Annotated in this window: 28 protein-coding genes and 1 tRNA gene; 8 read left to right on the forward strand and 21 right to left on the reverse strand. The window is 60.4% G+C overall.

The window, feature by feature from the left end:
* Positions 1-11: 11 nt before the first annotated feature.
* The 7 genes from pth to ACU680_RS00215 form a co-directional block, all read right to left on the reverse strand.
* On the reverse strand, positions 12-596 hold the full coding sequence (gene pth / locus ACU680_RS00185) for an aminoacyl-tRNA hydrolase (RefSeq protein ID WP_003228164.1): 585 nt from the start codon (positions 594-596) through the stop codon (positions 12-14).
* A 169-nt stretch (positions 597-765) separates the two neighbouring features.
* Positions 766-1,368 carry a 50S ribosomal protein L25/general stress protein Ctc gene (locus ACU680_RS00190; RefSeq protein WP_007967646.1) on the reverse strand — a complete coding sequence of 201 codons (603 nt, stop codon included), beginning with the start codon at positions 1,366-1,368 and terminating at the stop codon, positions 766-768.
* A gap of 141 nt (positions 1,369-1,509) precedes the next feature.
* Positions 1,510-2,451, reverse strand: coding sequence for a ribose-phosphate pyrophosphokinase (locus ACU680_RS00195; protein WP_003171603.1), 942 nt, complete (start codon positions 2,449-2,451; stop codon positions 1,510-1,512).
* A 45-nt stretch (positions 2,452-2,496) separates the two neighbouring features.
* Positions 2,497-2,571, reverse strand: a tRNA-Gln gene (locus tag ACU680_RS00200).
* Between the two features lie 37 nt (positions 2,572-2,608).
* Positions 2,609-3,460: a 4-(cytidine 5'-diphospho)-2-C-methyl-D-erythritol kinase gene (gene ispE / locus ACU680_RS00205; RefSeq protein WP_448178364.1), complete on the reverse strand. Its 852-nt coding sequence runs from the start codon at positions 3,458-3,460 to the stop codon at positions 2,609-2,611.
* 3 nt (positions 3,461-3,463) lie between these two features.
* A complete protein-coding gene (gene lolB, locus ACU680_RS00210; protein ID WP_285419444.1) occupies positions 3,464-4,081 on the reverse strand; it encodes a lipoprotein insertase outer membrane protein LolB in 618 nt (205 codons plus the stop codon).
* Positions 4,082-4,084: 3 nt separating this feature from the next.
* The gene (locus ACU680_RS00215; protein WP_448178365.1) at positions 4,085-5,809 is read right to left on the reverse strand and encodes a tetratricopeptide repeat protein; all 1,725 of its coding nucleotides are present in this window, start codon (positions 5,807-5,809) and stop codon (positions 4,085-4,087) included.
* A gap of 316 nt (positions 5,810-6,125) precedes the next feature.
* Here ACU680_RS00215 and hemA point away from each other — a divergent pair, with 316 nt between their 5' ends.
* The 6 genes from hemA to ACU680_RS00245 all read left to right on the forward strand — a co-directional run bounded on the left by hemA (position 6,126) and on the right by ACU680_RS00245 (position 11,486).
* Positions 6,126-7,412, forward strand: coding sequence for a glutamyl-tRNA reductase (hemA, locus tag ACU680_RS00220; RefSeq protein WP_027612235.1), 1,287 nt, complete (start codon positions 6,126-6,128; stop codon positions 7,410-7,412).
* On the forward strand, positions 7,409-8,491 hold the full coding sequence (gene prfA, locus ACU680_RS00225) for a peptide chain release factor 1 (protein ID WP_400763995.1): 1,083 nt from the start codon (positions 7,409-7,411) through the stop codon (positions 8,489-8,491). The genes hemA and prfA overlap by 4 nt, the downstream gene beginning before the upstream one ends.
* Entirely contained in the window at positions 8,492-9,322 is an 831-nt protein-coding gene (gene prmC, locus ACU680_RS00230; protein WP_400763998.1) for a peptide chain release factor N(5)-glutamine methyltransferase, read from the forward strand.
* On the forward strand, positions 9,316-10,071 hold the full coding sequence (locus ACU680_RS00235) for a molybdopterin-synthase adenylyltransferase MoeB (RefSeq protein ID WP_400764001.1): 756 nt from the start codon (positions 9,316-9,318) through the stop codon (positions 10,069-10,071). Before prmC ends, ACU680_RS00235 begins: the two co-directional genes overlap by 7 nt.
* On the forward strand, positions 10,064-10,855 hold the full coding sequence (gene murI, locus ACU680_RS00240; RefSeq protein WP_448178366.1) for a glutamate racemase: 792 nt from the start codon (positions 10,064-10,066) through the stop codon (positions 10,853-10,855). Before ACU680_RS00235 ends, murI begins: the two co-directional genes overlap by 8 nt.
* Before the next feature lie 112 nt (positions 10,856-10,967).
* Positions 10,968-11,486, forward strand: coding sequence for an acyloxyacyl hydrolase (locus ACU680_RS00245; protein ID WP_007967661.1), 519 nt, complete (start codon positions 10,968-10,970; stop codon positions 11,484-11,486).
* 92 nt (positions 11,487-11,578) lie between these two features.
* Here ACU680_RS00245 and ACU680_RS00250 read toward each other — a convergent pair whose 3' ends face one another.
* From ACU680_RS00250 to ACU680_RS00305, 12 genes are all read right to left on the reverse strand, one after another.
* Complete coding sequence (locus tag ACU680_RS00250; protein ID WP_448178367.1) at positions 11,579-11,884, reverse strand: YkgJ family cysteine cluster protein; 306 nt, start codon at positions 11,882-11,884, stop codon at positions 11,579-11,581.
* Positions 11,885-11,937: 53 nt separating this feature from the next.
* A complete protein-coding gene (locus tag ACU680_RS00255) occupies positions 11,938-12,429 on the reverse strand; it encodes a DUF2878 domain-containing protein (protein WP_448178368.1) in 492 nt (163 codons plus the stop codon).
* On the reverse strand, positions 12,422-13,687 hold the full coding sequence (locus ACU680_RS00260) for a class I SAM-dependent methyltransferase (RefSeq protein ID WP_448178369.1): 1,266 nt from the start codon (positions 13,685-13,687) through the stop codon (positions 12,422-12,424). Before ACU680_RS00260 ends, ACU680_RS00255 begins: the two co-directional genes overlap by 8 nt.
* Positions 13,674-14,489, reverse strand: coding sequence for a DUF1365 domain-containing protein (locus ACU680_RS00265; RefSeq protein ID WP_448178370.1), 816 nt, complete (start codon positions 14,487-14,489; stop codon positions 13,674-13,676). Before ACU680_RS00265 ends, ACU680_RS00260 begins: the two co-directional genes overlap by 14 nt.
* Complete coding sequence (locus tag ACU680_RS00270) at positions 14,486-15,733, reverse strand: NAD(P)/FAD-dependent oxidoreductase (protein WP_448178371.1); 1,248 nt, start codon at positions 15,731-15,733, stop codon at positions 14,486-14,488. Before ACU680_RS00270 ends, ACU680_RS00265 begins: the two co-directional genes overlap by 4 nt.
* Positions 15,730-16,512, reverse strand: a complete 783-nt coding sequence (locus ACU680_RS00275; RefSeq protein ID WP_367085705.1) for an SDR family NAD(P)-dependent oxidoreductase — start codon at positions 16,510-16,512, stop codon at positions 15,730-15,732. Before ACU680_RS00275 ends, ACU680_RS00270 begins: the two co-directional genes overlap by 4 nt.
* A complete protein-coding gene (locus tag ACU680_RS00280) occupies positions 16,509-16,931 on the reverse strand; it encodes a nuclear transport factor 2 family protein (RefSeq protein WP_448178372.1) in 423 nt (140 codons plus the stop codon). Before ACU680_RS00280 ends, ACU680_RS00275 begins: the two co-directional genes overlap by 4 nt.
* Positions 16,924-18,369: a deoxyribodipyrimidine photo-lyase gene (gene phrB / locus ACU680_RS00285; protein WP_448178373.1), complete on the reverse strand. Its 1,446-nt coding sequence runs from the start codon at positions 18,367-18,369 to the stop codon at positions 16,924-16,926. The genes ACU680_RS00280 and phrB overlap by 8 nt, the downstream gene beginning before the upstream one ends.
* A gap of 11 nt (positions 18,370-18,380) precedes the next feature.
* Complete coding sequence (locus ACU680_RS00290; protein WP_367085702.1) at positions 18,381-19,322, reverse strand: MerR family transcriptional regulator; 942 nt, start codon at positions 19,320-19,322, stop codon at positions 18,381-18,383.
* Positions 19,322-20,284: a YbgA family protein gene (locus ACU680_RS00295; protein ID WP_448178374.1), complete on the reverse strand. Its 963-nt coding sequence runs from the start codon at positions 20,282-20,284 to the stop codon at positions 19,322-19,324. The genes ACU680_RS00290 and ACU680_RS00295 overlap by 1 nt, the downstream gene beginning before the upstream one ends.
* Before the next feature lie 214 nt (positions 20,285-20,498).
* Positions 20,499-20,714, reverse strand: a complete 216-nt coding sequence (locus ACU680_RS00300; RefSeq protein WP_103485753.1) for a TIGR02450 family Trp-rich protein — start codon at positions 20,712-20,714, stop codon at positions 20,499-20,501.
* Complete coding sequence (locus tag ACU680_RS00305; RefSeq protein ID WP_007967686.1) at positions 20,711-21,697, reverse strand: NAD(P)/FAD-dependent oxidoreductase; 987 nt, start codon at positions 21,695-21,697, stop codon at positions 20,711-20,713. The genes ACU680_RS00300 and ACU680_RS00305 overlap by 4 nt, the downstream gene beginning before the upstream one ends.
* Before the next feature lie 197 nt (positions 21,698-21,894).
* On the opposite strand from ACU680_RS00305, the gene ACU680_RS00310 reads away from it, so the two are divergent.
* The gene (locus ACU680_RS00310; protein WP_448178375.1) at positions 21,895-22,797 is read left to right on the forward strand and encodes a TIGR01777 family oxidoreductase; all 903 of its coding nucleotides are present in this window, start codon (positions 21,895-21,897) and stop codon (positions 22,795-22,797) included.
* 13 nt (positions 22,798-22,810) lie between these two features.
* Positions 22,811-23,836 (forward strand): ferrochelatase, encoded by a 1,026-nt coding sequence (hemH, locus tag ACU680_RS00315; RefSeq protein WP_448178376.1) that lies wholly within the window; start codon positions 22,811-22,813, stop codon positions 23,834-23,836.
* A 151-nt stretch (positions 23,837-23,987) separates the two neighbouring features.
* On the opposite strand, the gene ACU680_RS00320 is transcribed toward hemH, so the two are convergent.
* Positions 23,988-25,262, reverse strand: a complete 1,275-nt coding sequence (locus ACU680_RS00320; protein ID WP_007951684.1) for a uracil-xanthine permease family protein — start codon at positions 25,260-25,262, stop codon at positions 23,988-23,990.
* 2 nt (positions 25,263-25,264) lie between these two features.
* Complete coding sequence (gene upp / locus ACU680_RS00325) at positions 25,265-25,903, reverse strand: uracil phosphoribosyltransferase (RefSeq protein ID WP_003228118.1); 639 nt, start codon at positions 25,901-25,903, stop codon at positions 25,265-25,267.
* Between the last annotated feature and the right edge of the window lie 47 nt (positions 25,904-25,950).

Raw genomic sequence — 25,950 nt, forward strand, 5'->3', positions numbered from 1 at the left:
TCGGATTAGAGTCAGGCCTTCTGGCTGTGCAGGTTTTTCATCGCGCGGTTCCATTCACCGGCGAGGATATCCGGCAGCACGCCGAGGGCAAAGTCGATGCTGGCATCGAGTTTTTCCTGTTCGGCGCGTGGCGCACGACCCAGGACGAAATTTGAAACCATACTGGCGACGCCCGGGTGGCCGATGCCAAGCCGCAGGCGGTAGAAAGTATTCTGATTGCCCAGTTGCGCAATGATGTCGCGCAACCCGTTGTGACCGCCATGGCCGCCGCCCTGCTTGAGCTTGGCGACGCCCGGAGGCAGGTCGAGTTCGTCGTGCGCCACCAGGATTTCTTCAGGCTTGATGCGGAAGAAACCGGCTAATGCCGCCACGGCCTGGCCGCTGCGGTTCATGTAGGTGGTGGGAATCAGCAGACGAACATCCTGACCCTGATGCGAGTAGCGTCCGGTCAGGCCGAAATATTTGCGATCGGCCACAAGGTTCACACCTTGCGCGGCAGCGATGCGCTCAACAAAAAGGGCCCCTGCGTTATGCCGGGTCTGTTCGTATTCAGCGCCTGGATTACCCAGGCCAACGATCAGTTTGATGGCAGTCACGATAGGGGCCCTTCCTTGGAGTGGTGGTTAACATCGCCGCGATCAGTGAAGGCGGCGAAAGTGGACGAAAATTGCTCATTTACCATGAATGTAAACTCCGCGTTCCCGCCCGCTTTCTCGCTACGTTCCAGTCCGCGATGTTTCACTCACTCCGACGAACAGAGTGAAATTACTCTGCTGCGCCTTCTTCGGTAGCTTCTGGAGCAACACGTGGAGCGTGGACGTTGGCTACTGCCTTGTCATCGCCGTGTGCCAGAGCAACGAACTCGACACCTTTAGGAGCTTTGAGGTCCGACAGGTGAACGATGGTGCCGATTTCAGCGTTAGCCAGGTCGACTTCGATGAACTCAGGCAGGTCTTTTGGCAGGCAGGAAACTTCGATCTCGGCAACAACGTGCGAGATTTCGCCGCCTTTCTTCACTGGAGCAGCTTCGTTGATGAAGTGCACAGGAACGATAGCGGTCAGTTTCTGGCCAGCGACAACGCGTACGAAGTCAGCGTGCATCACGTGGCCTTTGGCCGGGTGACGTTGCAGAGCTTTGATGACGACGTTTTGTTTCTTGCCACCAACGTTCAGCTCGATGATGTGGCTGTAAGCCGCTTCGTTTTCGAGCAGTTTGGCAACTTCTTTGGCCAGCATGCTGATGGATTCAGGGGCTTTGTCGCCACCGTAAACAACAGCTGGAACCAGGGCGGCGAGACGACGCAGGCGGCGGCTCGCACCTTTCCCCAGGTCGGAACGCACTTCAGCATTCAGAGTAAAATCGTTCATTTTGTATCTCCAAAATAGCCATGACCGAGTGGCGTTTGCGACCAGCGCCAAACACGGTATGGGCAAAAAAGCCCCGCCCCGACAGGTATGCCGGGGCGGGGCGCTTTTCGTCAACGAGACATTTCGAGAAGGGCAGGGCCCTTAACGGAACATCGCGCTGATCGATTCTTCATTGCTGATGCGGCGAACCGCTTCGGCAACAACCGGTGCGATATCCAGTTGACGGATACGTGCACAGGCTTGTGCTGCAGCGGACAGCGGGATGGTGTTAGTCACCACCAGCTCGTCCAGCACGGAATTTTCGATATTCTCGATGGCCCGACCCGACAGCACAGGGTGTGTGCAGTAGGCAAAGACCTTGGCTGCGCCATGCTCTTTCAGGGCCTTGGCCGCGTGGCACAGAGTGCCGGCGGTATCGACCATGTCATCGACCAGAATGCAGGTGCGCCCTTCGACATCACCGATGATATGCATCACTTCAGAGTGATTGGCTTTCTCACGGCGTTTGTCGATGATCCCGAGATCCACGCCCAGGGATTTGGCAACAGCCCGTGCACGCACGACGCCACCAATGTCCGGGGACACGATCATCAGGTTTTCGAAGCGCTGATCTTCAATGTCATCCACCAGAACCGGGGAGCCGTAGATGTTATCTACCGGAATATCGAAGAAGCCCTGAATCTGGTCAGCATGCAGATCAACCGTGAGAACACGGTCGATGCCGACTACGGTAAGCATGTCAGCAACGACTTTCGCGCTGATAGCCACACGTGCGGAACGCGGACGGCGATCCTGACGGGCATAACCAAAATAAGGAATAACAGCAGTAATACGAGTAGCCGAGGAGCGGCGGAAGGCATCAGCCATCACTACCAGTTCCATCAGGTTATCGTTGGTCGGAGCGCAAGTCGGCTGAATAATGAAAACGTCTTTACCGCGAACGTTTTCATTGATCTCGGCAGTAATTTCGCCGTCGGAGAATTTACCGACAGAGATGTCACCGAGAGGGATATGCAGCTGACGTACAACACGCCGAGCCAGATCGGGGTTAGCATTCCCCGTAAAGACCATCATCTTGGACACGCGCAGTACCTAGAGGCTGAGGGTAACCTGGATGAGTATAGAAAATGGCAGGGGCGGCTGGATTCGAACCAACGCATGGCAGGATCAAAACCTGCTGCCTTACCGCTTGGCGACGCCCCTGTATCTGTTGCTTCAAGTGCCTGGCACTTGATTCCTTTTAGAGCAGACTTCGCAGCTTGCGATGCAACATCGAAACGTTGCTTCCTTTCGCTACAAACCCTGTAAGGGTCTCTGTCAGAAGGGCCGAGACTTTATCAGCTTCAGCTTTGCTTGGGAAGCCCCCAAACACACAACTTCCAGTTCCGGTGAGTTTTGCTTCGGTGAATTTACCTAACAAATCCAATGCGTTACGTACTTCTGGATAACGCCTTGCAACCACCGGCAAGCAGTCATTTCGACTGTTTCCCTCGGGAACGGGGCGCACTTTAATGGGCGGCGTGTTACGTGTCAACAAAGGATCGGAAAAAATTTCTGCCGTACTTACAGAGACTTGCGGCACGAGCACCAGATACCACGGTTCTTCGGGGTCGACCGGGGTCAGTTTCTCGCCCACACCCTCGGCAAATGCTGCGTGGCCACGGACGAAAACCGGTACGTCAGCGCCGAGCGACAGGCCCAATGCCGCGAGGCGATCTTCATCCCAGCCCAGTTGCCACAAGTGATTGAGGCCGAGCAGGGTGGTCGCGGCATTCGAGCTGCCGCCACCGATGCCGCCGCCCATGGGCAGAACTTTATCAATCCAGATATCGATACCGAGCGAGCAGCCGGATTGTTGCTGCAGCATTTTTGCCGCGCGCACGATCAGGTTGCTGTCGTGGGGCACGCCGGCGAATTCGGTGTGCAACTGAATCACGCCGTCATCGCGCACGGCGAAGGTGATTTCGTCGCCGTAATCGACAAACTGAAACAACGTCTGCAGTTCGTGATAGCCGTCTGCCCGGCGACCGAGAATGTGCAGCATCAGGTTGAGCTTGGCCGGCGAGGGCAGCGTCAAACGTGGAGCGGTCATGCTTTATTGCCCCAATTTACGCGGTTGCCAGGTCTTGATCACCAGCGTCACGTCCAGATCGGTGCCGTGCAGCTTGATTCGCTCGGGCAGCCAGTAACCGTTTTGCTCGGCGTAGCTGAGGTATTCGACCTTCCAGCCGTCCTGTTCCAGATTGGCCAGGCGACTGTCGTTATCCAGGGTCAGACGGCTTTTGCTTTCTGGTGCCGGCAGGCCACGGACCCACCAGGCCAGATTCGACACCGGCAGCTTCCAGCCGAGTTGCTCTTCGAGCAGCGCTTCCGGCGACTCGGCGTCATAACGGCCCTGATTGGCGACTTCCAGCGAGACCTTGCCCGGGCGCCCGGTCAGACGTGCCGCGCCACGACCCAGCGGGCCGGACAGGCGAATGTCGTAGTAGTCCTGGCGTTGCAGCCAGAACAGCGTGCCGCTGCCGGAGTCTTTCGGCGCGCGAATGCCGATCTTGCCGTCGATCTGCCAGCCGTCGAGGCCGGTCAGCTGTTGTTTGTTCGCGGCCCACTGAGCCGGACTGCCGTGGCCCTCGACCGATTCGCGAGCGCCGAAGCCCGCGCAACCGGCGAGCAAGGCGATGAAGCTGAAAACAATAACGTGGCGCAAAAACATGAGTTAAAGAGTCTCGGATCCGGTCAGGCGCTTGATGGTGCTGCGCAGGATGGTGCTGTCGGGCTGATCTTTGAGGTACTTGCCCCAGACCTGTTTGGCTTCGCGCTGGTTGCCCTTGACCCACAGAACTTCGCCCAGGTGCGCGGCGACTTCGTGGTCCGGGAAACGCTCAAGCGCCTGACGCAGATATTTCTCGGCGTCGTCCAGATTGCCCATGCGGAAATTCACCCAGCCGAGGCTGTCGAGTACCGCCGGGTCTTCCGGGTTGATCTGGTGCGCCTGTTCGATCAGCGCTTTGGCTTCAGCGTAGCGGGTGGTGCGATCGGACAGGGTGTAGCCCAGCGCATTGAGCGCCATGGCGTTGTCCGGGTCGCGCTTGATGATCAGGCGCAGGTCTTTTTCCATCTGTGCCAGATCATTGCGTTTTTCCGCAAGCATGGCGCGGGTGTAGAGCAGATTCAGATCGTCCGGGTATTGCTGCAAGGCTTTGTCCAGCGTCTTCCAGGCCTTGTCGTCCTGTTTGTTGGCCGACAGGGTTTCGGATTCGATCAGATACAGCTGGATCGCGTAATCCGGCTGGGCATCACGTTCGGCGGCCAGTTTGCTCTGGGCTTCGGCGGTCTTGCCGTTGTTCATCAGGATATCGGCCTGACGCAGTTGCGCCGGCAGATAATCGTTGCCCGGGCCGACCTGGGCGTATTCGATCAGCGCGCCCTGCGGGTCGTTGCGCTCTTCAGCGATGCGGCCGAGGTTCAGGTGCGCCGAGTCGACATGGCTTTCACGGGCGATCAGGTCTTCCAGATAACCCTTGGCCTCGTCCCAGGCCTTGGCTTCCAGGCATACCAATGCCAGCGAATAACGCAGTTCATCGTCTTCGGGGTATTGCTGAACCAGGGTGGAGAACTCGACCTTGGCGTCGTCCATCCGGTCCTGTTCGACCAGCGTGCGCGCATAAGTCAGGCGCAGACGCTTGTCGTCCGGGTATTTCTTGATGCTTTTCTGCAACAGCGGCAGGGCTTCGTCGCCACGATTCATGGTTTGCAGCAGACGCGCGCGCAGCAGGATCGGCGCGATCTCGCCTTCTTCCGGCGGGTTGTCTTCGAGCAGGGTCAGGGCGGCCTTATTGTCGCCGTCCTGTTGCAGCAGCAGGGCCTTGCCGAAAATCAGCTGGCTGTTCTTCGGGTGGCGCTGCAACAGACGGTCGAAACTTTTCATCAGGCCGTTGCGGGTTTCCTGATCGGTATCGGCCGCCGACAGGGCGAGGAAGTCGAAATGGGTGTCACCCTTGCCTTGCAGGACTTTCTCCATATAGACCATGGAGTCGTCGTAACGCCCGGCGCGGGCCAGTTGTACGGCGGCGGCGCGTTGCGCTTCGAGGTCGTCAGGAGCGTTTTTTGCCCAGATCAGTGCGGTGTCCAGCGCAGGCTGGTCGGCACCGAGGTATTCGGCGATGCGGAACGCGCGCTCGGAAACGCCCGGATCCTGGGTGTTGATCGCCTGGGTCACGTAGTTATCCAGGGCAATGTCGAAACGATTGCGCTGGCCGGCGAGTTCGGCGCTCAGCAGGCTGAAAACGGTTTCCTCGCTGAACGAGCTGTAAACCTTGGGTTTTTCAGGCGTGGACGCGGTGTCTTCGACCGGCGGGGTACCGTCCGGCGAAACGGGTGCCATGGCCTGGCAGCCGCTGAGGAAGACAAAAGCAAGGAGCAACGCGGAAGATCTATTCATATAAGAGAAGGACGACTAACCTGCGGTCGGATCATCATGACACAAGCCTTCGGTCAAACATAACCGCTCAGGCAATTTACGCTGCTCCCCTGTAGGAGCTGCCGCAGGCTGCGATCTTTTGATCCTGTTTTTTTGAATCCGAAGCAAAATCAAAAGATCGCAGCCTGCGGCAGCTCCTACAAGGGTTGTGTGTACACGAACGAGAATGGATCGCAGCACGATGTGGATACAATAAGGGCGATAGATATCCAATAGTTGTTCTGAATCTGACGAAGTAGGACAATTGCCGGCTTCACGTCACCATCAGCGACCTTGAATGGCCTTCCTTGCACTCGGTATTAACCACAAGACTGCTTCAGTAGACGTCCGCGAGCGCGTGGCCTTTACCCCTGAGCAGCTGGTTGAGGCCTTGCAGCAGCTCTGCCGACTCACCGACAGCCGCGAAGCTGCGATCCTCTCCACCTGCAATCGCAGTGAGCTTTATATAGAACAGGATCAGGTTTCCGCTGATCTGGTGCTGCGCTGGCTGGCCGATTATCACCATTTAAGCCTCGATGAGCTGCGCGCGAGTGCTTATGTGCATGAAGATGATGCGGCAGTTCGTCACATGATGCGCGTCGCCTCCGGACTCGACTCGCTGGTGCTGGGCGAACCGCAGATTCTCGGCCAGATGAAATCGGCCTACGCCGTGGCGCGTGAGGCCGGAACCATCGGCCCGCTGCTGGGGCGGCTGTTTCAAGCGACATTCAATGCCGCCAAGCAAGTGCGTACCGACACCGCCATCGGCGAAAACCCGGTGTCCGTGGCGTTCGCCGCGGTCAGCCTGGCCAAGCAGATTTTCAGCGACCTGCAACGTAGCCAGGCCCTGCTGATCGGTGCCGGCGAGACCATCACTCTGGTCGCCCGTCATTTGCATGAGCTGGGGGTCAAGCGCATCGTAGTTGCCAACCGTACGCTGGAACGTGCCAGTCTGCTGGCCGAGCAGTTCGGTGCGCATGCGGTGCTGCTCTCGGACATTCCGGCGGAACTGGTGCGCAGCGACATCGTGATCAGTTCGACCGCCAGCCAGTTGCCGATCCTCGGCAAGGGCGCGGTGGAAAGCGCGCTGAAGCAGCGCAAGCACAAGCCGATCTTCATGGTCGACATCGCCGTACCCCGCGACATCGAGCCGGAAGTCGGCGAGCTCGACGACGTTTATCTGTACAGCGTCGACGATCTGCACGAAGTGGTCGCCGAGAACCTCAAGAGTCGTCAGGGCGCAGCCCAGGCGGCGGAAGAGATGGTCTCGGTCGGTGCCGACGATTTCATGGTGCGCCTGCGTGAGCTGGCGGCGGTCGATGTGCTCAAGGCCTATCGGCAACAGAGCGAACGCCTGCGCGACGAGGAGCTGCAAAAAGCCCTGCGCCTGCTGGCCAACGGCGGCAACGCCGAAGACGTGCTCGGGCAGCTGGCCCGTGGCCTGACCAATAAACTGTTGCATGCGCCCAGCGTGCAATTGAAAAAGCTTTCTGCCGAAGGCCGCCTCGATGCGCTGGCCATGGCCCAGGAACTCTTTGCCCTCGAGGGCTCACCGGATAGTTTTTCGGATAAAAAACCGCAATGAAAGCGTCACTGCTCAATAAGCTGGACACCCTCCAGGACCGTTTCGAGGAACTGACCGCGCTGCTCGGCGACGGCGAAGTAATTGCCGATCAGGCCAAATTCCGCGCCTACTCCAAGGAATACGCCGAACTCGAGCCGGTGGTACAGGGCTATAAAAAGCTGCTCAGCGTACAAAGCGATCTTGAAGGCGCTCAGGCCCTGCTCAAGGACAGCGACCCGGACATGCGTGAAATGGCCGTGGAAGAAGTCCGCGAAGCCAAGGAATTGCTGATCAGGCTGGAAGATGATTTGCAGCGCATGTTGCTGCCCAAGGATCCCAATGACGGGCGTAACGTCTTTCTCGAAATTCGCGCCGGTACCGGTGGCGACGAGGCGGCGATCTTCTCCGGCGATCTGTTCCGCATGTACTCGCGTTACGCCGAACGACGTGGCTGGCGCGTGGAGATCCTTTCGGAAAACGAAGGCGAGCACGGTGGCTATAAAGAAGTCATCGCGCGCATTGAAGGCGACAACGTTTATGGCAAGCTGAAATTCGAGTCCGGCGCGCACCGCGTACAGCGCGTACCGGCCACCGAATCCCAAGGCCGTATCCACACCTCGGCCTGCACCGTGGCGGTGTTGCCCGAGCCGGACGAGCGCGAAGCCATCGAGATCAACCCGGCGGATCTGCGTGTCGACACTTACCGTTCCTCCGGGGCCGGTGGTCAGCACGTCAACACCACCGACTCGGCGATCCGCATCACGCACATACCGACCGGCACCGTCGTCGAGTGTCAGGAAGAACGTTCCCAGCACAAGAACCGTGCCCGGGCGATGGCCTGGCTGTCGGCCAAGCTCAACGATCAGCAAACCGCAGCGGCAGCGAATGCCATCGCCAGCGAGCGTAAATTGCTGGTCGGTTCCGGTGACCGTTCCGAGCGCATTCGCACGTACAACTTTGCCCAGGGCCGAGTCACTGACCATCGCGTCAACCTGACCCTGTACTCCCTTGATGAAATCCTCGCCGGTGGCGTTGAAGCGGTGATCGAGCCTTTGCTGGCCGAATACCAGGCCGACCAGCTTGCAGCGATAGGTGAATAAATGACCATCATTGCCAGTCTGTTGCGCGCCGCCGAACTGCCGGACTCGCCCACCGCGCGTCTGGATGCCGAATTGCTCCTGGCTGCGGCACTGGGCAAACCGCGCAGCTTCCTGCACACCTGGCCCGAGCGCATCGTACCCAGCGAAGCGGTGCTGATTTTTACCGAGTACCTGCAACGGCGTCGCGGCGGTGAGCCGGTGGCCTATATTCTCGGTCAGCAGGGGTTCTGGAAGCTCGATCTGGAAGTGGCGCCGCACACGCTGATCCCGCGCCCGGACACCGAGTTGCTGGTCGAGGCCGCGCTGGAGCTGTTGGCGGCAATGCCGGCCAAAGTGCTCGATCTGGGCACCGGCAGCGGCGCAATTGCGTTGGCCCTGGCCAGCGAGCGTCCGGCGTGGAAAGTCACGGCAGTGGATCGCGTGCTGGAAGCCGTGGCCCTGGCTGAACGCAACCGCCAGCGCTTGAACCTTAATAACGCAACGGTGTTGAGCAGCCACTGGTTCAGCGCCCTTGAAGGGCAGCGCTTCAATCTGATCATCAGCAACCCGCCGTATATCGCCGCCGCCGACCCGCATCTGGTCGAGGGTGACGTGCGCTTCGAACCGGCCAGTGCGCTGGTGGCCGGTGTCGATGGGCTTGACGATCTGCGGCTGATCGTCGCCCAGGCCCCGGATCATCTGGAAGCCGGCGGCTGGCTGATGCTCGAACACGGCTATGATCAAGCCGAGGCCGTGCGTGATCTGCTGCTCACTCGCGGTTTCGAAGAAGTTCACAGCCGCACCGATCTGGGCGGTCATCAACGGATCAGCCTGGGGCGCCTGCCGTGCTGAATGATCAGGAATTGCTGCGCTATAGCCGGCAGATTCTGCTGCAACACATCGATATCGATGGGCAATTGAAGCTGAAAGACAGCCGCGTGCTGATCGTCGGCCTCGGCGGTCTCGGTGCGCCCGTCGCGCTGTATCTGGCGGCGGCGGGTGTCGGTGAGTTGCATCTGGCGGATTTCGATACGGTTGACCTGACCAACCTGCAGCGCCAGATCATTCATGACACCGACAGCGTCGGCATGAGCAAGGTCGACTCGGCGCTCAAGCGTCTGGGCGCGATCAATCCCGAGATTCAACTGGTGCCTCATCGTCAGGCGCTGGACGAGGATTCCCTGGCCGCCGCGGTGGCTGCGGTGGATCTGGTGCTCGACTGTTCCGACAATTTCTCCACCCGCGAAGCAGTCAACGCCGCGTGCGTGGCCGCGCGCAAGCCATTGGTCAGCGGCGCGGCGATTCGTCTGGAAGGGCAGTTGTCGGTATTCGACCCGCGCCGCCCGGAAAGTCCGTGCTACCACTGCCTGTACGGGCATGGCAGCGAGGCCGAACTGACGTGCAGCGAGGCCGGTGTGGTCGGGCCGCTCGTGGGGCTGGTCGGCAGCCTGCAGGCGCTTGAAGCGTTGAAGGTGCTGGTCGGTTTTGGTGAGCCGCTGGTGGGGCGTTTGCTGTTGATCGATGCCCTGGGTTCGCGCTTTCGTGAACTGCGGGTCAAGCGCGATCCGGGTTGCAGCGTCTGTGGTTCGCAGCATGCGTGAGGCGCCGATCGCGGTGTTCGATTCCGGTGTCGGCGGTTTGTCGGTACTGGCTGAAATCCAGCGTTTGCTGCCCCATGAGTCGCTGCTGTACTTCGCCGATTGCGGGCACATTCCCTACGGCGAGAAAACCCCGGAGTTCATCCGCCAGCGCTGCAACGTGATGGCCGGATTTTTCCGCGAGCAGGGCGCCAAGGCGCTGGTGATCGCCTGCAACACGGCGACGGTGGCCGCGGTTGCCGATCTGCGCCGGGATTTCCCCGAATGGCCGATTGTCGGCATGGAACCCGCGGTCAAACCGGCTGCTGCCGCGACCCGCAGCGGCGTGGTCGGCGTACTCGCCACCACCGGCACCTTGCAGAGCGCCAAGTTCGCCGCGTTGCTCGATCGCTTCGCCGCTGACGTACGCGTCATCACCCAGCCGTGCCCCGGTCTGGTGGAAATGATTGAAAGCGGTGATCTGCACAGCGCCGAGTTGCGCACGTTGCTACAGCATTACGTCGAGCCGCTGCTGGCCAACGGTTGCGACACGATCATTCTCGGCTGCACTCACTATCCGTTTCTCAAGCCGCTGCTCAAGACGATGATCCCCGATAGCGTCAGCCTGATCGACACCGGCGCGGCGGTAGCGCGGCAACTGCAACGGTTGCTGGCCGAACGTGATCTGCTCGCCGAGGGGGCGAACCGCCCGGTCAGATTCTGGACCAGTGCCGATCCCGCGTTCTTCCGCAAGACCCTGCCCCTGCTGGGCCAAGTTGCCGGCGACGTCGAAAAATTCAGCTTGTAAAAAAAGTGTGAAATAACTAAAAAAACAGCTGAACTTCTAATCACGCGCTAGCTTCTATAGCGATGAGTTATCTAGAAAACCAAACGATCGTTCCGGAAAAGGAAGTTTCAACGTGAAGCGACTATTCTGCTTGGCCGCGATTGCGGCCGCACTGATGGGGCAAAGTATTACCGCACAAGCCGCAGGCGTTGAGTTTGCAGTGGGTGCGACCAGCGATTCGACCATGACTTATCGCCTGGGCATGAATTTCGATTGGGATCAGAGCTGGCTGCAAAGTGATGTCGGTCGCCTGACCGGTTACTGGAGCGGCGCTTACACTTACTGGGAGGGTGACAAGACTTCCAGCAACAACAGCCTGTCGTTCTCGCCGGTATTCGTTTACGAGTTTGCCGGTCAGTCGGTCAAGCCGTATGTTGAGGCGGGCATTGGTGTCGCAGCGTTCTCCAACACCAAGTATGAAAGCAACAACATCGGCGGCTCTTTCCAGTTCGAAGACCGTATCGGTTTTGGTCTGCGCTTCAATGGCGGGCATGAAGTGGGGATTCGTGCAACGCACTATTCCAACGCCGGCCTGGCCAGCAGCAACGACGGTGTAGAAAGCTACGCGCTGCATTACACGATGCCGCTGTAAGCAAAATCAAAAGATCGCAGCCTGCGGCAGCTCCTACAGCAAACCCAATCCCCTGTAGGAGCGGCCGCAGGCTGCGATCTTTTTGCTTCTAATCAGCAGTAAGCAGTGGCAATGCCTTTGCGTTCTTCAATGCACTCCGGTGCGCCCATCTCGAATTCGCGACAGATCAGCGGACGTTTCTCATAGATCGTGCACATCATGCTGTCGCGATCCAGCGCCGCGCACCAGCCGTCGTCCAGACGCAGCATCACTTCACCACCCCACTCATCGGTATCGATAAAGCGTTCGGGCACGCCGGTGTCGGTGATCAGCATCACTTCGAGCTGGCAACAGCACGCTGCGCAGGTCGAACAGCTGACCGCAGGCTCGGTGATTTGCTGGTGGGGAATGGTTTTCATGGAGCGCAGTGTAAGGCAGCCGCCGGTTGCTGTGTGAAAGGCCTGACAGACGCTCAGTGCGCCAGTCGCCGAGCCATCGCATGCAGCAACGGAAACAGCAGCGCCCAGAGCAGGCCGATGCCGATCAGGGTCGGCAGTTCACCGTAGGGAAATTGCACTCCGGCCAAACGTCCACCGCCGTAATAGGATAGTGCGCCACCCACCGCGCCGAGCACGCTGGCCAGCCACCATGGTCGGGCGCTCCATTGCAGGCAGTGACGCAACGTGGTGGCGAGCAAGGCCCAGAGCAGCATCAGCCACAGCGGAATCAGCGGTGCCGGATCCTGAAAATCGAAAACTCCCGCTGCGCGCAACACGCTGTCCACCGCCGTACCGACAATCACCACGCTGAGGATCAAACGGCCTTCCGCCGCCCAACTGCTGATCCAGCCCAGATGGATCACCAGCACCATCAGGGCCAGCAGCAACCACAGACTGTTGCCGCCGAGCACACAGGCCAGCCAGCCGACCTGAAACAGCACTGCATTGGTCAGCCGCTCAAGCATCGAAGCGTCCGAGCAACGGCGCGGGCATCGCGGCCGGTTTGGCCAGCAGCAGTTGTGCGGTGCCGATGGTGCGCTCGAGGAACCCGCCTTCGCAGTAGCACAGGTAAAACTCCCACAGCCTGAGGAAATAATCGTCGTAACCCAGCTCGCTCAACCGCCCGTGGGCGCGACGAAAGTTCTCATTCCACAGGCGCAGGGTGCGGGCGTAGTGCAGGCCGAAGTCTTCCATGTGCAGCAGGTTCATGTCGGTCTCGCGGCTGACCACTTCGAGCATTTTCTGCACGCTGGGCAGGGCGCCGCCGGGGAAGATGTAGCGCTGGATGAAGTCGACGCCGCGCCTGGCCTGCTCGTAACGTTGTTCGCGGATAGTGATTGCCTGCAACAGCATCAGGCCGTTGCTCTTGAGCAGGTGCGCGCACTGTTTGAAGTAGGTCGGCAGGAAGCGATGGCCGACCGCTTCGATCATCTCGATCGACACCAGTTTGTCGTATTCGCCGGTGAGGTCGCGGTAGTCCTTGAGCAGCAGGGTCACCCGATCCTGCAACCCCAGTGCTTCAATGCGCTTGGCGGTAAACGCGTACTGCTCTTTCGACAGTGTTGTGGTGGTGACGCGGCAGCCGTAGTGCTGCGCGGCGTAGAGCGCCATGCTGCCCCAGCCGGTGCCGATCTCCAGCAGATGATCCTCGGGTTTGAGCGCGAGCTTCTGGCAGATCCGTTCCAGCTTGTTCAACTGCGCCTGTTCCAGGCTGTCTTCGGGGCTGAGGAACTGTGCCGCCGAATACATCATGGTCGGGTCGAGAAACTGTTCGAACAGATCGTTGCCGAGGTCATAGTGCGCCGCGATGTTTTTCTGCGAGCCCTTGCGCGTGTTGCGGTTGAGCCAGTGCAGGCCTTGCACCAGCGGCCGGCTGAGGCGAGCCAGGCCGCGCTCCATCGCGTCGAGCACGTCGAGGTTGCTGACGAACACGCGCACGACCGCCGTCAGGTCCGGCGAACTCCAGTAACCGTGGATAAACGCTTCGCCGGCGCCAATCGATCCGTTGCCGGCAACCATGCCCCAGACCGCTGCGTCCTGCACATGGATTTCGCCGAGCAGGTGGCTGCCCGGCGTGCCGAACATCAGGCGTTCGCCGTCCTCGACCACCAGCAATTGCCCGTGTTTGAGCTGACTGAGTTGCCGCAAAACGCCGCGACGCAGCAGCGAACCGGTCAAACCGTTGGTGCTGAGGCGACTGACCGACAGGCTAGAGGATTTCATGGCGGTGCTCCTTGGGAGGCACAGTGGCGATCTGAAAGCTGCCGTCGGCAGCCTGATGAGCAAAAATCGGGGCACGCTTGAGCAACAGGCGCACGGCTTGCCAATAAATCGCCAGACAGGTTTTCGCGGTCATCCACGGAAAACGTCGCAAGTAGCGGTGCAGGCTGTGGCGGTCGAGGGGTTCGCGCTGCAGATTGAGCGTGGCGTCGAACAGCTTGTGCTCACCTTGCCAGTCGGCCATGTGCACACCGAGCTTTTGCGCCGCCGGGCTGAAGCTCATGCGGTACTCGAGATCGCGCGGCAAAAACGGCGAGACATGAAAGGCCTTGGCCACGGCAAAGTGCTGGTGAAAGTCTTGCAGGTCGGTCGGTGCGCTGGCCGGCAGCACGTAGTGATAACGCTCGCGCCACGGCGTGTTGGTGACTTCGCAGAGAATCGCCGCCAGTTGCCCGTCGGCCTCGTGGCAATAAAAGAAGCTCACCGGATTGAATGCCAGACCCCAACTGCGCGGTTGGGTCAGCAGGCAGATTGAACCCTGCGGTTGATGGCCGATGGCGACGCCGACTTGCTGGCGTACCGCATCGATCAGGCGCATGCCGCTGCCAGTGAAGGTTTTCAGGTAGTCGGTTTCGCGAAACGAAAACGGGGCAAAGCGGCTGCGACTGGCGAATGGCGACAGGCCGAGCACGGCGTCCTGTTCCGCCAGATCGAGGTACAGCAGCCCGATCCGGTAACGGAATTCGTGGCGTCTGGGCGAAAAGCGCCGATGGCCGATCCAGCCGCTGTACAGGGCACTGTTCATAGGTTTTCGCCGAAGGCGGCGGCCACGCGCAGGGCACTGACCACACCGTCCTCATGGAAGCCATTGGCCCAATAAGCGCCGCAGTAGTGGGTGTGCTGCTGACCGTCGAGTTCGGCCCAGCGGTTCTGCGCCGCCACAGCCGCGAGGCTGAATTGCGGGTGGGCGTAGGTGTATCGGGCAAGCACTTTGAACGGGCTGATACCGGCGCTTTGGTTGAGGCTGACGCAGAAGGTGGTGTCGCTCTGAATGCCCTGCAGGATGTTCATGTCGTAAGTCACGGCCGCGTGGGTATGGCCGGCGCCGCTCAAGCGATAGTTCCAGCTGGCCCACGCCAGTTTGCGGGTCGGCAGCAGACGGGTATCGGTATGCAGCACGACTTCGTTGTCGGCATAGGGCAGGGCACCGAGGATCGAGCGTTCCGCCTGGCTTGGCTTACCGAGCAGTTGCAGGGCCTGATCGCTGTGGCAGGCGAGCACGACTTTGTCGAAACGCTCGATGCCGGCGGCGCTGTGGATAACTACGCCGTGTTCGTCGCGATCGATGCGCGTCACCGGACAACTGAGGCGAATCTTGTCCTGGAAGGCGGCCGTCAGCGGCGCGACATAGGCACTTGAACCGCCCTCGATCACCTGCCATTGCGGGCGATCACTGACTGACAACAGTCCATGATTCTTGAAGAAGCGGACAAAGAATTGCAGCGGAAAATTGAGCATTTCGGCCATCGGCATCGACCAGATCGCCGAGCCCATCGGCACGATGTAATGCAGGATGAAACGTTCGCCATAACCGCCGGCCTTGAGGTAATCGTCGAGCGTGGTATCGGCGGCAATGCGCTGTTCGGCGAGGTCGCGCTGGGCTTCTTTATTGAAGCGCAGGATGTCGCGCAACATGCCCCAGAAGCCCGGTGACAGCAGGTTGCTGCGCTGGGCGAACAAACTGTTGAGGTTGTTGCCGTTGTATTCCAGGCCGGAATCCGGGTCGGTGATCGAGAAGCTCATTTGCGTCGGTTTGACCGACACGCCGAGCTGGCCGAGCAAGCGAATGAAGTTCGGGTAGGTCCAGTCGTTGAACACGATGAAGCCAGTGTCGACCGCGTATTCGCGGCCATCGACGGTCACCTGCACGGTGTGCGTGTGGCCGCCGACCCAGTCGCTGGCCTCGAACACCGTGATGTCGTGTCGGCGATTGAGCAGGTGAGCGCAGGTCAGGCCGGCGATCCCGCTGCCGACAATGGCGATCTTCATATCGGGTCTCGCAGCGGTGGATTGCTGCGCACCATGCGCTTGCCGATCGCCAGTTGCAGGCGCGCCGGCAGCTTGGACAGTGGCCACAGCGCCGCCATGAACAGCGCCGGAAAGGCGATTTCCAGAGGACGATCCTTGAGCTTGGCGAAGATGTGCCGCGCCGCTTTATCCACAGGCCAGCTTAACGGCATCGGGAAATCGTTTTTCGCGGTCAGCGGGGTTTCGACAAAACCCGGGCTGATGATGGTGACTTCGATGCCCTCGTCCGCCAGATCGATGCGCAGCGATTCAAACAGGTAACGCAGCCCGGCTTTCGACGCGCCATAGGCCTCGGCCCGGGGCAGCGGCAGGTAGGTCACGGAGCTGGCCATGCCGATCAGATGCGGCGCGGTACCTTTGCGCAGCAATGGCAGGGCTGCTTCGATGCAGTAGCTGCTGGCGAGCAGGTTGGTGCGCACCACGTGTTCGATGATCGAGGCATCGAACTGGCGCGCGTCGACGTACTCGCAGGTGCCGGCATTGAGGATCACGCTGTCGAGCGAACCCCAGGCCTGTTCGATCTGCTGGCCGATTTCGCGCACGGTCTGACTGTCGGTCAGGTCGCCCGCGACCACCAGCACTTGCCCCGGATAACGTTGCGAAAGCACCTTGAGCGGTGCCACCTGACGCGAACTGACAGCCAGATGCGCGCCGCTTTTCAGAATGTTTTCCGCCAGAGCAGCGCCGATGCCACTGCTGGCACCGGTCAGCCAATAACGCCGTGGAGGTGTACGACTCATCCCATTCTCCTTTTCAGCCAGGCGATCACCCGGCCCAATACGGGTAAATGTTCATACAGCATGGCCCCGGCATCGAAGTAATCCCGGTGGCGATAAACCTTGTCGCGCCAGAGCAGGTGCGAACACCCGGCGACGCGAATCAAACGACCGCCGGCCAGACGCGGGTGGCGGTAACTCATGACCCAGCGCAAGTAGCCTTCACCGTCAGCGATCTGGTCGAAGCCGTGGAAATCGAAGCGCAGTTCGCTGACATTGGTGTACAGCTCGCTGAAGTAATCTCGCAGTTGCGCCAGCCCCTGCACTTCATGCAGTGGGTCGGTGAAGTGAATGTCATCGCTGTACAGCTCGCTCAGGCGTTGCAAGTTGTCTTTATCCAACCCGGCAAACTGCTGGGCGAAGCGGCGCAGGAATTCACTCATGGGCCTCTCCGATAGACGAGCGCGACGGCAGGTTCTTGAAGGCCGCCAGCGCACGTTCGCGCGAAGCCCCCAGATTGACGATTGGCGCCGGATAATCCGCCACGCCGAACAGCCCGCCGGCACTGGCCGGGTTGTGCACTTCCTTCTTGTTCAGGCCGGCCAGTTCAGGCAACCAGTGCTTGATGAACAGGCCTTCGCTGTCGAATTTTTCCGATTGGCTCAACGGATTGAAAATGCGGAAGTACGGCGCCGAATCGGTGCCGGTCGAGGAGCTCCATTGCCAGCCACCGTTGTTCGCCGCCAGATCACCGTCGATCAGGTGACGCATGAAAAAGCGTTCGCCTTCACGCCAGTCGATCAGCAGGTTTTTGGTCAGGAACATCGCCACAATCATCCGCAGCCGGTTGTGCATCCAGCCGGTTTCCAGCAGTTGGCGCATGGCTGCATCGATGATCGGCAAACCGGTGCGCGCCTCTTGCCAGGCCGCCAGATCGTCCGGTGCATCCCGCCAGGCCAGGGCTTCGGTTTCCGGGCGAAACGCGCGGTGGCGCGAAACCCGTGGGTAGCCGACCAGAATGTGTTTGTAGAACTCGCGCCACAGCAGCTCGTTGATCCAGGTCACCGCGCCGACCTTGCCGCTGTCGAACTCGCCCTGATTGCTTTGCAGGGCCGCCTGCAGGCATTGGCGTGGCGAGATCACTCCGGCGGCGAGATAGGCCGATAGTTGACTGGTGCCGGGTTTGGCCGGGAAGTCGCGTTCGCTCTGGTAGTAGTCGATCTGCGCATCGGCGAAGGTATCGAGACGGCGCCGCGCTTCCTGTTCACCAGCCGGCCACAGGGCGCGCACTGTCTCGCCAGGTGTTGCAAAACCTTCGACGGATGCCGGCACCGGATCGCTGTCGATATTCAGCTTCGCTTGCTTGCCGGGCGCTTTTACCAGCGCTGGCATCGAGCGGTGCAGGCGTTCATAGCAGACCTTGCGGAACTGACTGAACACCTGAAAGTAGGTTTCGGTTTTGGTCAGTACCGTACCGGGCTTGAACAGCAGTTGATCAAGATAGCTGTGGAAAGCGATGCCTTTGCTCTTCAGGGCCACGGCCACTGCGGCATCCCGACGGCTTTCGTCAACGCCGTATTCTTCGTTGACGTGCACGGCCTCGATGTTCAGTTGCCGACAAAGCTCAAGCAGCACCGCCGGAGCCTGATCCCAATGGTCGGCGGTACGCAGCAGCAACGGGATGTTCAATGCGCCGAGGCTGGCACTCAATTCACGCAGGTTGCGCAGCCAGAAGTCGACCTTGCACGCGGCGTCGTCATGTTCCAGCCATTGCTGCGGGCTCAACAGATACACGGCAACTGTCGGCCCGCGCGCTGCGGCGGCCGCGAGAGCGGTGTTGTCATGTTGGCGCAGATCGCTGCGCAGCCAGATCAATTGCATCGCGGTTTCCATCAAATCAGCCCACGCTGAACCAGTTCCTGATGCGCCGAGAGCGGGTCTGCGGCCAGGATCAAATCAGCGATCTCATGAGTTCTTACGGACAACTCGGTCTGGTGGATGCATACCGTTGGTCCGACCAGCAGTTTGGGAACACTGACGCCATTCAGCAGTTTTGGCAGCTGCGCCAGATTCATCGCCTTGCTGGAATACAGCAGCACGCCGCGCGCTTGCAGGTGATCGACCGCCAGCGCCAGTTCTCCGGCCGGTAGAGGCCAGTCGAACACTTGCACCGGGCAGTCGGCACTGCTGATCAGCCACGCGCATAGCCACAGGTGCGGTTCCAGTGGCAGGTCAGAGTGATTGATCAACAGCAGCGGCGCGGTGTGTAACTGTCGATTGTTATGGTAGATGCGCGCGCCGAATTTGCTGCGTAACCACGAATAAAAGAACCCGCGCTCCATCTGCGCACCGAACTGGCCTTGCCAGCGCTGCTCGAGTTCGGCCAGCAGCGGCAGCAGCAATTGCTCGCACAGGGTGCGCGGCGGATACAGGGCCATGGCCTGATTGATGCTGTCGTCGAGACTGCGTTCATTGAGACGGGTGACGGCGTCGAGCAACACCTGGCGCTGGCGCTGCCAGTCGTTTTCCACCGTCTCGGTAAAGGCTTGCGGAGTGTCGAGAAGCGGCTTGACCTGACTGACCGCCACGCCGCGGTTGAGCCAGGTCAGAATGGTCAGGATTCGTTGCACATGTTCGCTGGAATACAGGCGATGGCCCTTGGGCGTACGTTGCGGCACTATCAACCCGTACCGGCGCTCCCAGGCGCGCAGGGTGATGGCGTTGACGCCGGTCTGCCGCGCTACTTCACGGATCGGCAGCCAGCCTTCGTCGAGGGCTTTCTTGAAGTCGGCACCCAGGTCTTCCTGGGCGCTGGTGTCGAGTTTGTCGTTCATCAAATGGCGTTTCGCAGGCTGAGGTTTTCCGGATGCGGCTGCAGGTAAACCTGCTGCGCAATGTAGGGATCCGGGTGTTGGCGAAAGTGGTGCTTGAGCAAGGTCAACGGCACCACCAGCGGCACGATGCCGTGGCGGTACTGGCCGATCACATGCTGCATTTCCTGTTTGTCTTCAGGGCTGATTGCCTGTTTCAGGTAGCCGCTGATGTGCTGCAGGACATTGCTGTGGGTGCGGCGGGTGGCGCATTTCTTCAACGCGCTCATCAACTCGCTGAAATAGTGCGGGCCGAGTTCGACCGGATCGGTGGTGCCCATGTTGCCCAGCAGTTTGCCCAAGGCTTTGTATTGCTCCGGGTTGTGCGCCATCAGCAGGTATTTGTAGCGCGAGTGGAATTCGGTCAGTGCGCGGCGGCTCAAGCCTTGTTCGAGCACCTGCTGCCAGGCGCTGTAGGCGAGCACGCGGGTAATGAAGTTTTCCCGCAGCACCGGATCGTTCAGGCGCCCGGCTTCTTCCACCGGCAGGTCAGGGTGCTGCGCGCAGAACGCCTGGGCATAGATGCCACGGCCACCGCCGTTCACCGGCGCGCCATTGGCGTTATAGACCTTGACCCGCTCCAGACCGCACGAAGGCGACTGTTGCATGAAGATGTAGCCGCAGATGTCATCGAGCTCGCCGGCCATTTTCTGCCCGTAGGCCGCCAGCGGTTGAGTGACATTGATGTGCGGATTGACCGTGCCGATGGCTTCAGGATCGTCGGGATCGCCGACCAGGCGGATCGGTTCACGGGGGATGCCCAGGCCAATGGCGACTTCAGGGCACACCGGGACGAATTCGAAATGCTCGGCAAGGGTGCGGCTGCACAGCCGTGATTCCTTGTGGCCGCCGTTGTAGCGCACTTCAGCGCCCATCAGGCAGGCGCTGATGGCGATTTTGGGCCGGGAAGCAGAAAGGTCGGACATGCGCACCTCGAATCTATTCCTGTACAGACAGTTATCTCTGTACAACTTTTCCTCAGCATAGATTCATGCGTGTACAAGTCAAATCATTTGTATAAGTTTTTGCGGGTCCCCCAATCCCCTGCAGGAGTGAGCCTGCTCGCGATTGCGATATGTCGGCCGCGTTGATGTTGACTGATACGACGCCATCGCGAGCAGGCTCACTCCTACAGGGTGTTTATTTCCAGCCCAGTAGCCAGTGATCGTTGTTCTTCAGCGTCTGCCAATCGAGGCGTTCGGCGCGCTTGGTCAGCACCGCCTGCAACTCGATCTCCAGCACCGTGCCTTCCTCATCACGGAACAGCTCGGTCACCAGAAAATGTTTTTCGCGGTTTTGCGGGTGGGCTGCTGTCCACTTCGACAGCAGCAGTTTCTGCGGATTGATGCGATTCATTGCAGGTGTTCGTGCAAACGGCGTGCAGCTTCCTGGCCACTGAGCCAGGCCCCTTCGACACGCCCCGACAGGCACCAGTCGCCGCAGGCGTAAAGGCCCAGATCGGCATCGGCCAGCGTGCCCCATTCGTGGCCGGTCGCAGGGCGGGCGTAGAGCCAGCGGTGGGCGAGGCTGAAGGTCGGAGCGGGCATCGCACTGTGCAGCAGTTCGGCGAATGCACCGTGCAGTTGCTCGATGACGGCTTCCTTGGACAGGTCGATGTGTTGCCGGCTCCAGGCGCTGCTGGCGTGCAGCACCCAGGTGTCGCACGTGGTATCGCGCCCTGGTTTACTGCGGTTACGTGCCAGCCAGTCGATGGGACTGTCCTGCACGAAGCAACCTTCGATCGGCGTATCCAGTGGCGTATCGAAGGCGAGGGCGACGGCCCAGGTCGGGTCCATTTTCACCCCGGCGGCCGCTCCGGCCAGTTTCGGTGCGGCGGCCAGCAACGCCGTGGCTTGCGGCGCTGGCGTCGCAATCACCACATGGCTGAAGGGACCGTGGGTGAAGCCTTCGGCATCCTGCAGGTGCCAATGTTCTTCACCGCGAAACACCTCTGTGATGCGGCAGGCGAAGTGCACTTCCAGACCGTCGAGCAGACCTCGGGTGATGGCGCTCATGCGTGGCGTGCCGACCCAGCGCGTCTGCTCGTCCGGCGACAGGTTCAGTTGCCCGCCCTGAAAGGTGTAGAGCTGCGGCGTCCACTCGGCGACCCAGCCCAGGCTTTGCCAGCGTTGCACTTCGGTGACGAAACGCCGGTCGCGGGCGGTGAAGTATTGCGCGCCCATGTCCAGAGAGCCGGCGTCGCTGCGTTTGCTCGACATGCGCCCGCCACTGCCGCGGCTTTTGTCGAACAGCTGGACGGTATGTCCGGCCTCTGTCAGCGCCTGCGCGGCGGAGAGTCCGGCGATGCCGGTGCCGATGATTGCGATAGGTACAGTCATAGGGGCCTCGTTTACCTTTCTGTACAGACTACGCCGTCAATGAAACCTGTACAATTTTGTTTTTTGGTATAACTTCTAGCGTTCTCGTTCTGACAGCTTGGCCTATGGTTAAACAATAGAGCCTGCCCGATAGAAAAGATCCCTGCTTATAAAAATAGACTAGTGATCCGGGTAAAACGCCACGCGAGGAAGATGTCATGCACATATTGCTGACCGGCGGTACTGGTTTGATAGGCCGTCAGCTCTGCCGACACTGGTCGGGGCAGGGCCATCAATTGACGGTGTGGAGTCGCCGCCCGGAAAAGGTCGCGAAAATCTGTGGCGCGCAGGTGCGCGCGATTGCGCGTCTCGAAGACTTCGGCAACGAGCCGCTGGACGCGGTGGTCAACCTGGCCGGTGCACCGATCGCGGATCGGCCATGGACCCATCGGCGCAAGGCGTTGCTGTGGAGCAGCCGCATCACCCTCACCGAAACCCTGCTGGCGTGGCTGGAAACACGGCAGCAGAAACCGGCGTTGTTGATCTCCGGTTCTGCTATTGGCTGGTACGGCGACGGCGGTGAACGCGAGCTGACCGAGGAATCGCCGCCAGTGATCGATGATTTTGCCAGTCAGTTATGCATTGCCTGGGAGGAAACCGCCCAGCGTGCCGAGGCTCAGGGCATCCGCGTGGTGCTGGTGCGTACCGGGCTGGTGCTGTCGGCCGAGGGCGGCTTTTTGTCGCGGCTGTTGTTGCCGTTCAAACTCGGGCTGGGCGGGCCGCTGGGCAATGGTCGACAGTGGATGCCGTGGATTCACATCGATGATCAAATCGCCCTGATTGATTTTCTTCTGCACCGCGATCAGGCGAGCGGTCCTTATAATGCCTGCGCACCGAAACCGGTGCGCAATCGCGAGTTTGCCAAGACGCTGGGCAGCGTACTGCACCGTCCGGCGTTCATGCCGATGCCGGCCCTGGCCCTGAAGGTCGGGCTTGGCGAAATGTCATTGCTGTTGCTGGGCGGCCAACGCGCCATGCCGGCACGCTTGCTGGAAGCGGGTTTCACTTTCCAGTTCACGGATTTGCGCGCGGCTTTGGATGATCTCTCCGGCCGCCTTTGAAATAGGACGATGCATGACCGATCACGCCTTGCTTCTGGTCAACCTGGGTTCCCCGGCCTCCACCTCGGTGGCCGATGTACGCAGCTACCTCAATCAATTTCTGATGGACCCGTACGTGATCGACCTGCCGTGGCCGGTGCGGCGGCTGTTGGTGTCGCTGATCCTGATCAAGCGCCCTGAGCAATCGGCCCATGCCTACGCTTCGATCTGGTGGGAGGAGGGCTCGCCGCTAGTGGTGCTCAGCCGTCGTCTGCAGCAGCAGATGACCAGCCAGTGGACCCACGGCCCGGTGGAACTGGCCATGCGTTATGGCGAACCGTCGATTGAAACCAGGTTGCTGCAACTGACTGCGGCAGGGCACAAGCGCATCACCCTGGCACCGCTTTATCCACAGTTCGCCGACAGCACCACGACCACGGTGATCGAAGAAGCCAAGCGGGTGATTCGTGAGAAGAAGCTCGATGTAAAACTCTCAGTGCTGCAACCGTTTTACGATCAGCCTGAGTACATCGACGCGCTGGTCGCCAGCGCTACCCCGCATTTGCAGCAGGACTACGATCACTTGCTGCTGAGCTTCCATGGCTTGCCGGAGCGGCACCTGACCAAGCTCGATCCGACCGGCAGTCACTGCTTGAAAAATGAGGATTGCTGCAAGAATGCCTCGCCGGCAGTCCTGGCCACCTGTTACCGCGCCCAGTGCATACACACCGCCGCCGAGTTCGCCAAGCGCGCGGGCATTGCCGATGGCAAATGGTCGGTGTCGTTTCAGTCGCGTCTGGGCCGGGCGAAGTGGATCGAGCCGTACACCGAAGCGCGCCTGGATGAACTGGCGAAAAACGGCGTGAAAAAGATTCTGGTGATGTGTCCGGCGTTTGTCGCCGATTGCATTGAGACGCTGGAAGAGATCGGTGATCGCGGCAAGGAACAGTTCCGCGAAGCAGGGGGTGAGGAGTTGGTGCTGGTGCCGTGCTTGAATGACGACCCGCAATGGGCGAAGGCGTTGGCGACCCTGTGCGAGAGAGCGCCGTTGGCGCTGTAGCAGTTGTGGCGAGGGAGCTTGCTCCCGCTGGGCTGCAATGCAGCCCCAAGCCCTGCGGACGCGGTTCACAGGAAACCGCATCCGCCGAGTTTATGACTGCTTCGCAGTCAAGCGGGAGCAAGCTCCCTCGCCACAGGTAATGAGCCAGATTTCAAATCAGCGGCTCATCGGCCTTCTTGTGCTTCCAGCTGTCATTGCCCGGCAGGATCAGGTTCAGCGCAATCGCCACCACCGCGCACAGCGCGATGCCTTTGAGGCCGAAGTCGTCCGGACCAGTACCGGTGCCGACCAGCACACCGCCGATACCGAACACCAGGGTCACTGAAACGATCACCAGATTGCGCGCCTCGCCGAGGTCGATCTTGTGCCGGATCAGGGTGTTCATCCCCACCGCCGCGATCGAACCGAACAACAGACACAGAATCCCGCCCATCACCGGCACCGGAATGCTTTGCAGCAGCGCGCCGAACTTGCCGATGAACGCCAGGGTGATGGCGAAGATCGCCGCCCAGGTCATGATTTTCGGGTTGTAGTTCTTGGTCAGCATCACCGCGCCGGTCACTTCGGCGTAGGTGGTGTTGGGCGGGCCGCCAAACAGACCGGCCGCCGTGGTGGCGATGCCATCACCGAGCAGGGTGCGATGCAGACCCGGTTTCTTCAGATAGTCACGACCGGTCACGCTGCCCACGGCAATTACGCCGCCGATGTGCTCGATCGCCGGCGCCAGCGCCACCGGAACGATGAACAGGATCGCCTGCCAGTTGAACTCGGGGGCGGTGAAGTGTGGCAGGGCGAACCAAGGCGCAGCGGCAATTTTCGCGGTATCGACCACGCCGAAATAGAACGACATGGCGAAACCGACCAGTACTCCGGAGATGATCGGCACCAGACGGAAGATGCCTTTACCGAACACCGCCACGATCAACGTGGTCAGCAGGGCCGGCATCGAGATCATCATCGCGGTCTGGTAGTGGATCAGTTCGGAACCGTCGCCCGCCTTGCCCATCGCCATGTTTGCGGCAATCGGCGCCATGGCCAGGCCGATAGAGATGATCACCGGGCCAATCACCACTGGCGGCAGCAAGCGGTCGATGAAACCGGTGCCCTTGATCTTCACGGCCAGGCCGAGGAAGGTGTAGACGAAACCGGCCGCCATCACGCCGCCCATGGTCGCGGCGAGGCCGAACTGGCCCTTGGCGAGAATGATCGGGGTGATGAAGGCAAAGCTCGACGCGAGAAACACCGGCACCTGACGCCCGGTGACGATCTGGAACAGAATCGTCCCTAAACCCGCGGTAAACAGTGCCACGTTCGGGTCCAGGCCGGTGATCAGCGGCATCAGCACCAGAGCGCCGAAAGCCACGAACAGCATCTGCGCGCCGGACAGCACCGTGCGCCAGAGCGGATCGTTGAACTCTTGCTGCATGCTCACGCGTCCTTCTGCTTGGTACCGAAGATCTTGTCACCGGCGTCGCCAAGCCCAGGAATGATGTAGCCGTGTTCGTTCAGGCGCTCATCGATGGACGCGGTGTAGATGGTCACGTCCGGGTGAGCCTGTTCCACAGCGGCAATGCCTTCCGGCGCGGCAACCAGCACCATCGCGCGGATGTCCTTGCAACCGGCTTTCTTCAGCAGATCGATGGTCGCGACCATGGAGCTGCCGGTGGCGAGCATCGGGTCGATGATCATCGCCAACCGTTCGTCGATTTCCGGAACCAGTTTCTCCAGATAGGTGTGGGCTTGCAGGGTTTCTTCGTTGCGGGCAACGCCCACCGCGGAAACCTTGGCACCCGGGATCAGGCTCAGCACGCCTTCGAGCATGCCGATGCCGGCGCGCAGGATCGGCACGACGGTGATCTTCTTGCCGGCGATTTTCTCCACCGACACCGTGCCGCACCAACCGGCGATATCGTAGGATTCGAGCGGCAGATCTTTTGTAGCTTCATAGGTCAACAGGGCGCCGACTTCCTGAGCAAGCTCACGGAAATTCTTGGTGCTGATATCGGCGCGGCGCATCAGGCCGAGTTTATGGCGGATCAGCGGGTGGCGGATCTCGAGGATGGGCATGGAAAAACTCCGGCGGCGGGCAAAAAAACCGGCCTAGATTAATCTAT

The sequence above is a fragment of the Pseudomonas sp. LF020 genome, from assembly GCF_053456425.1.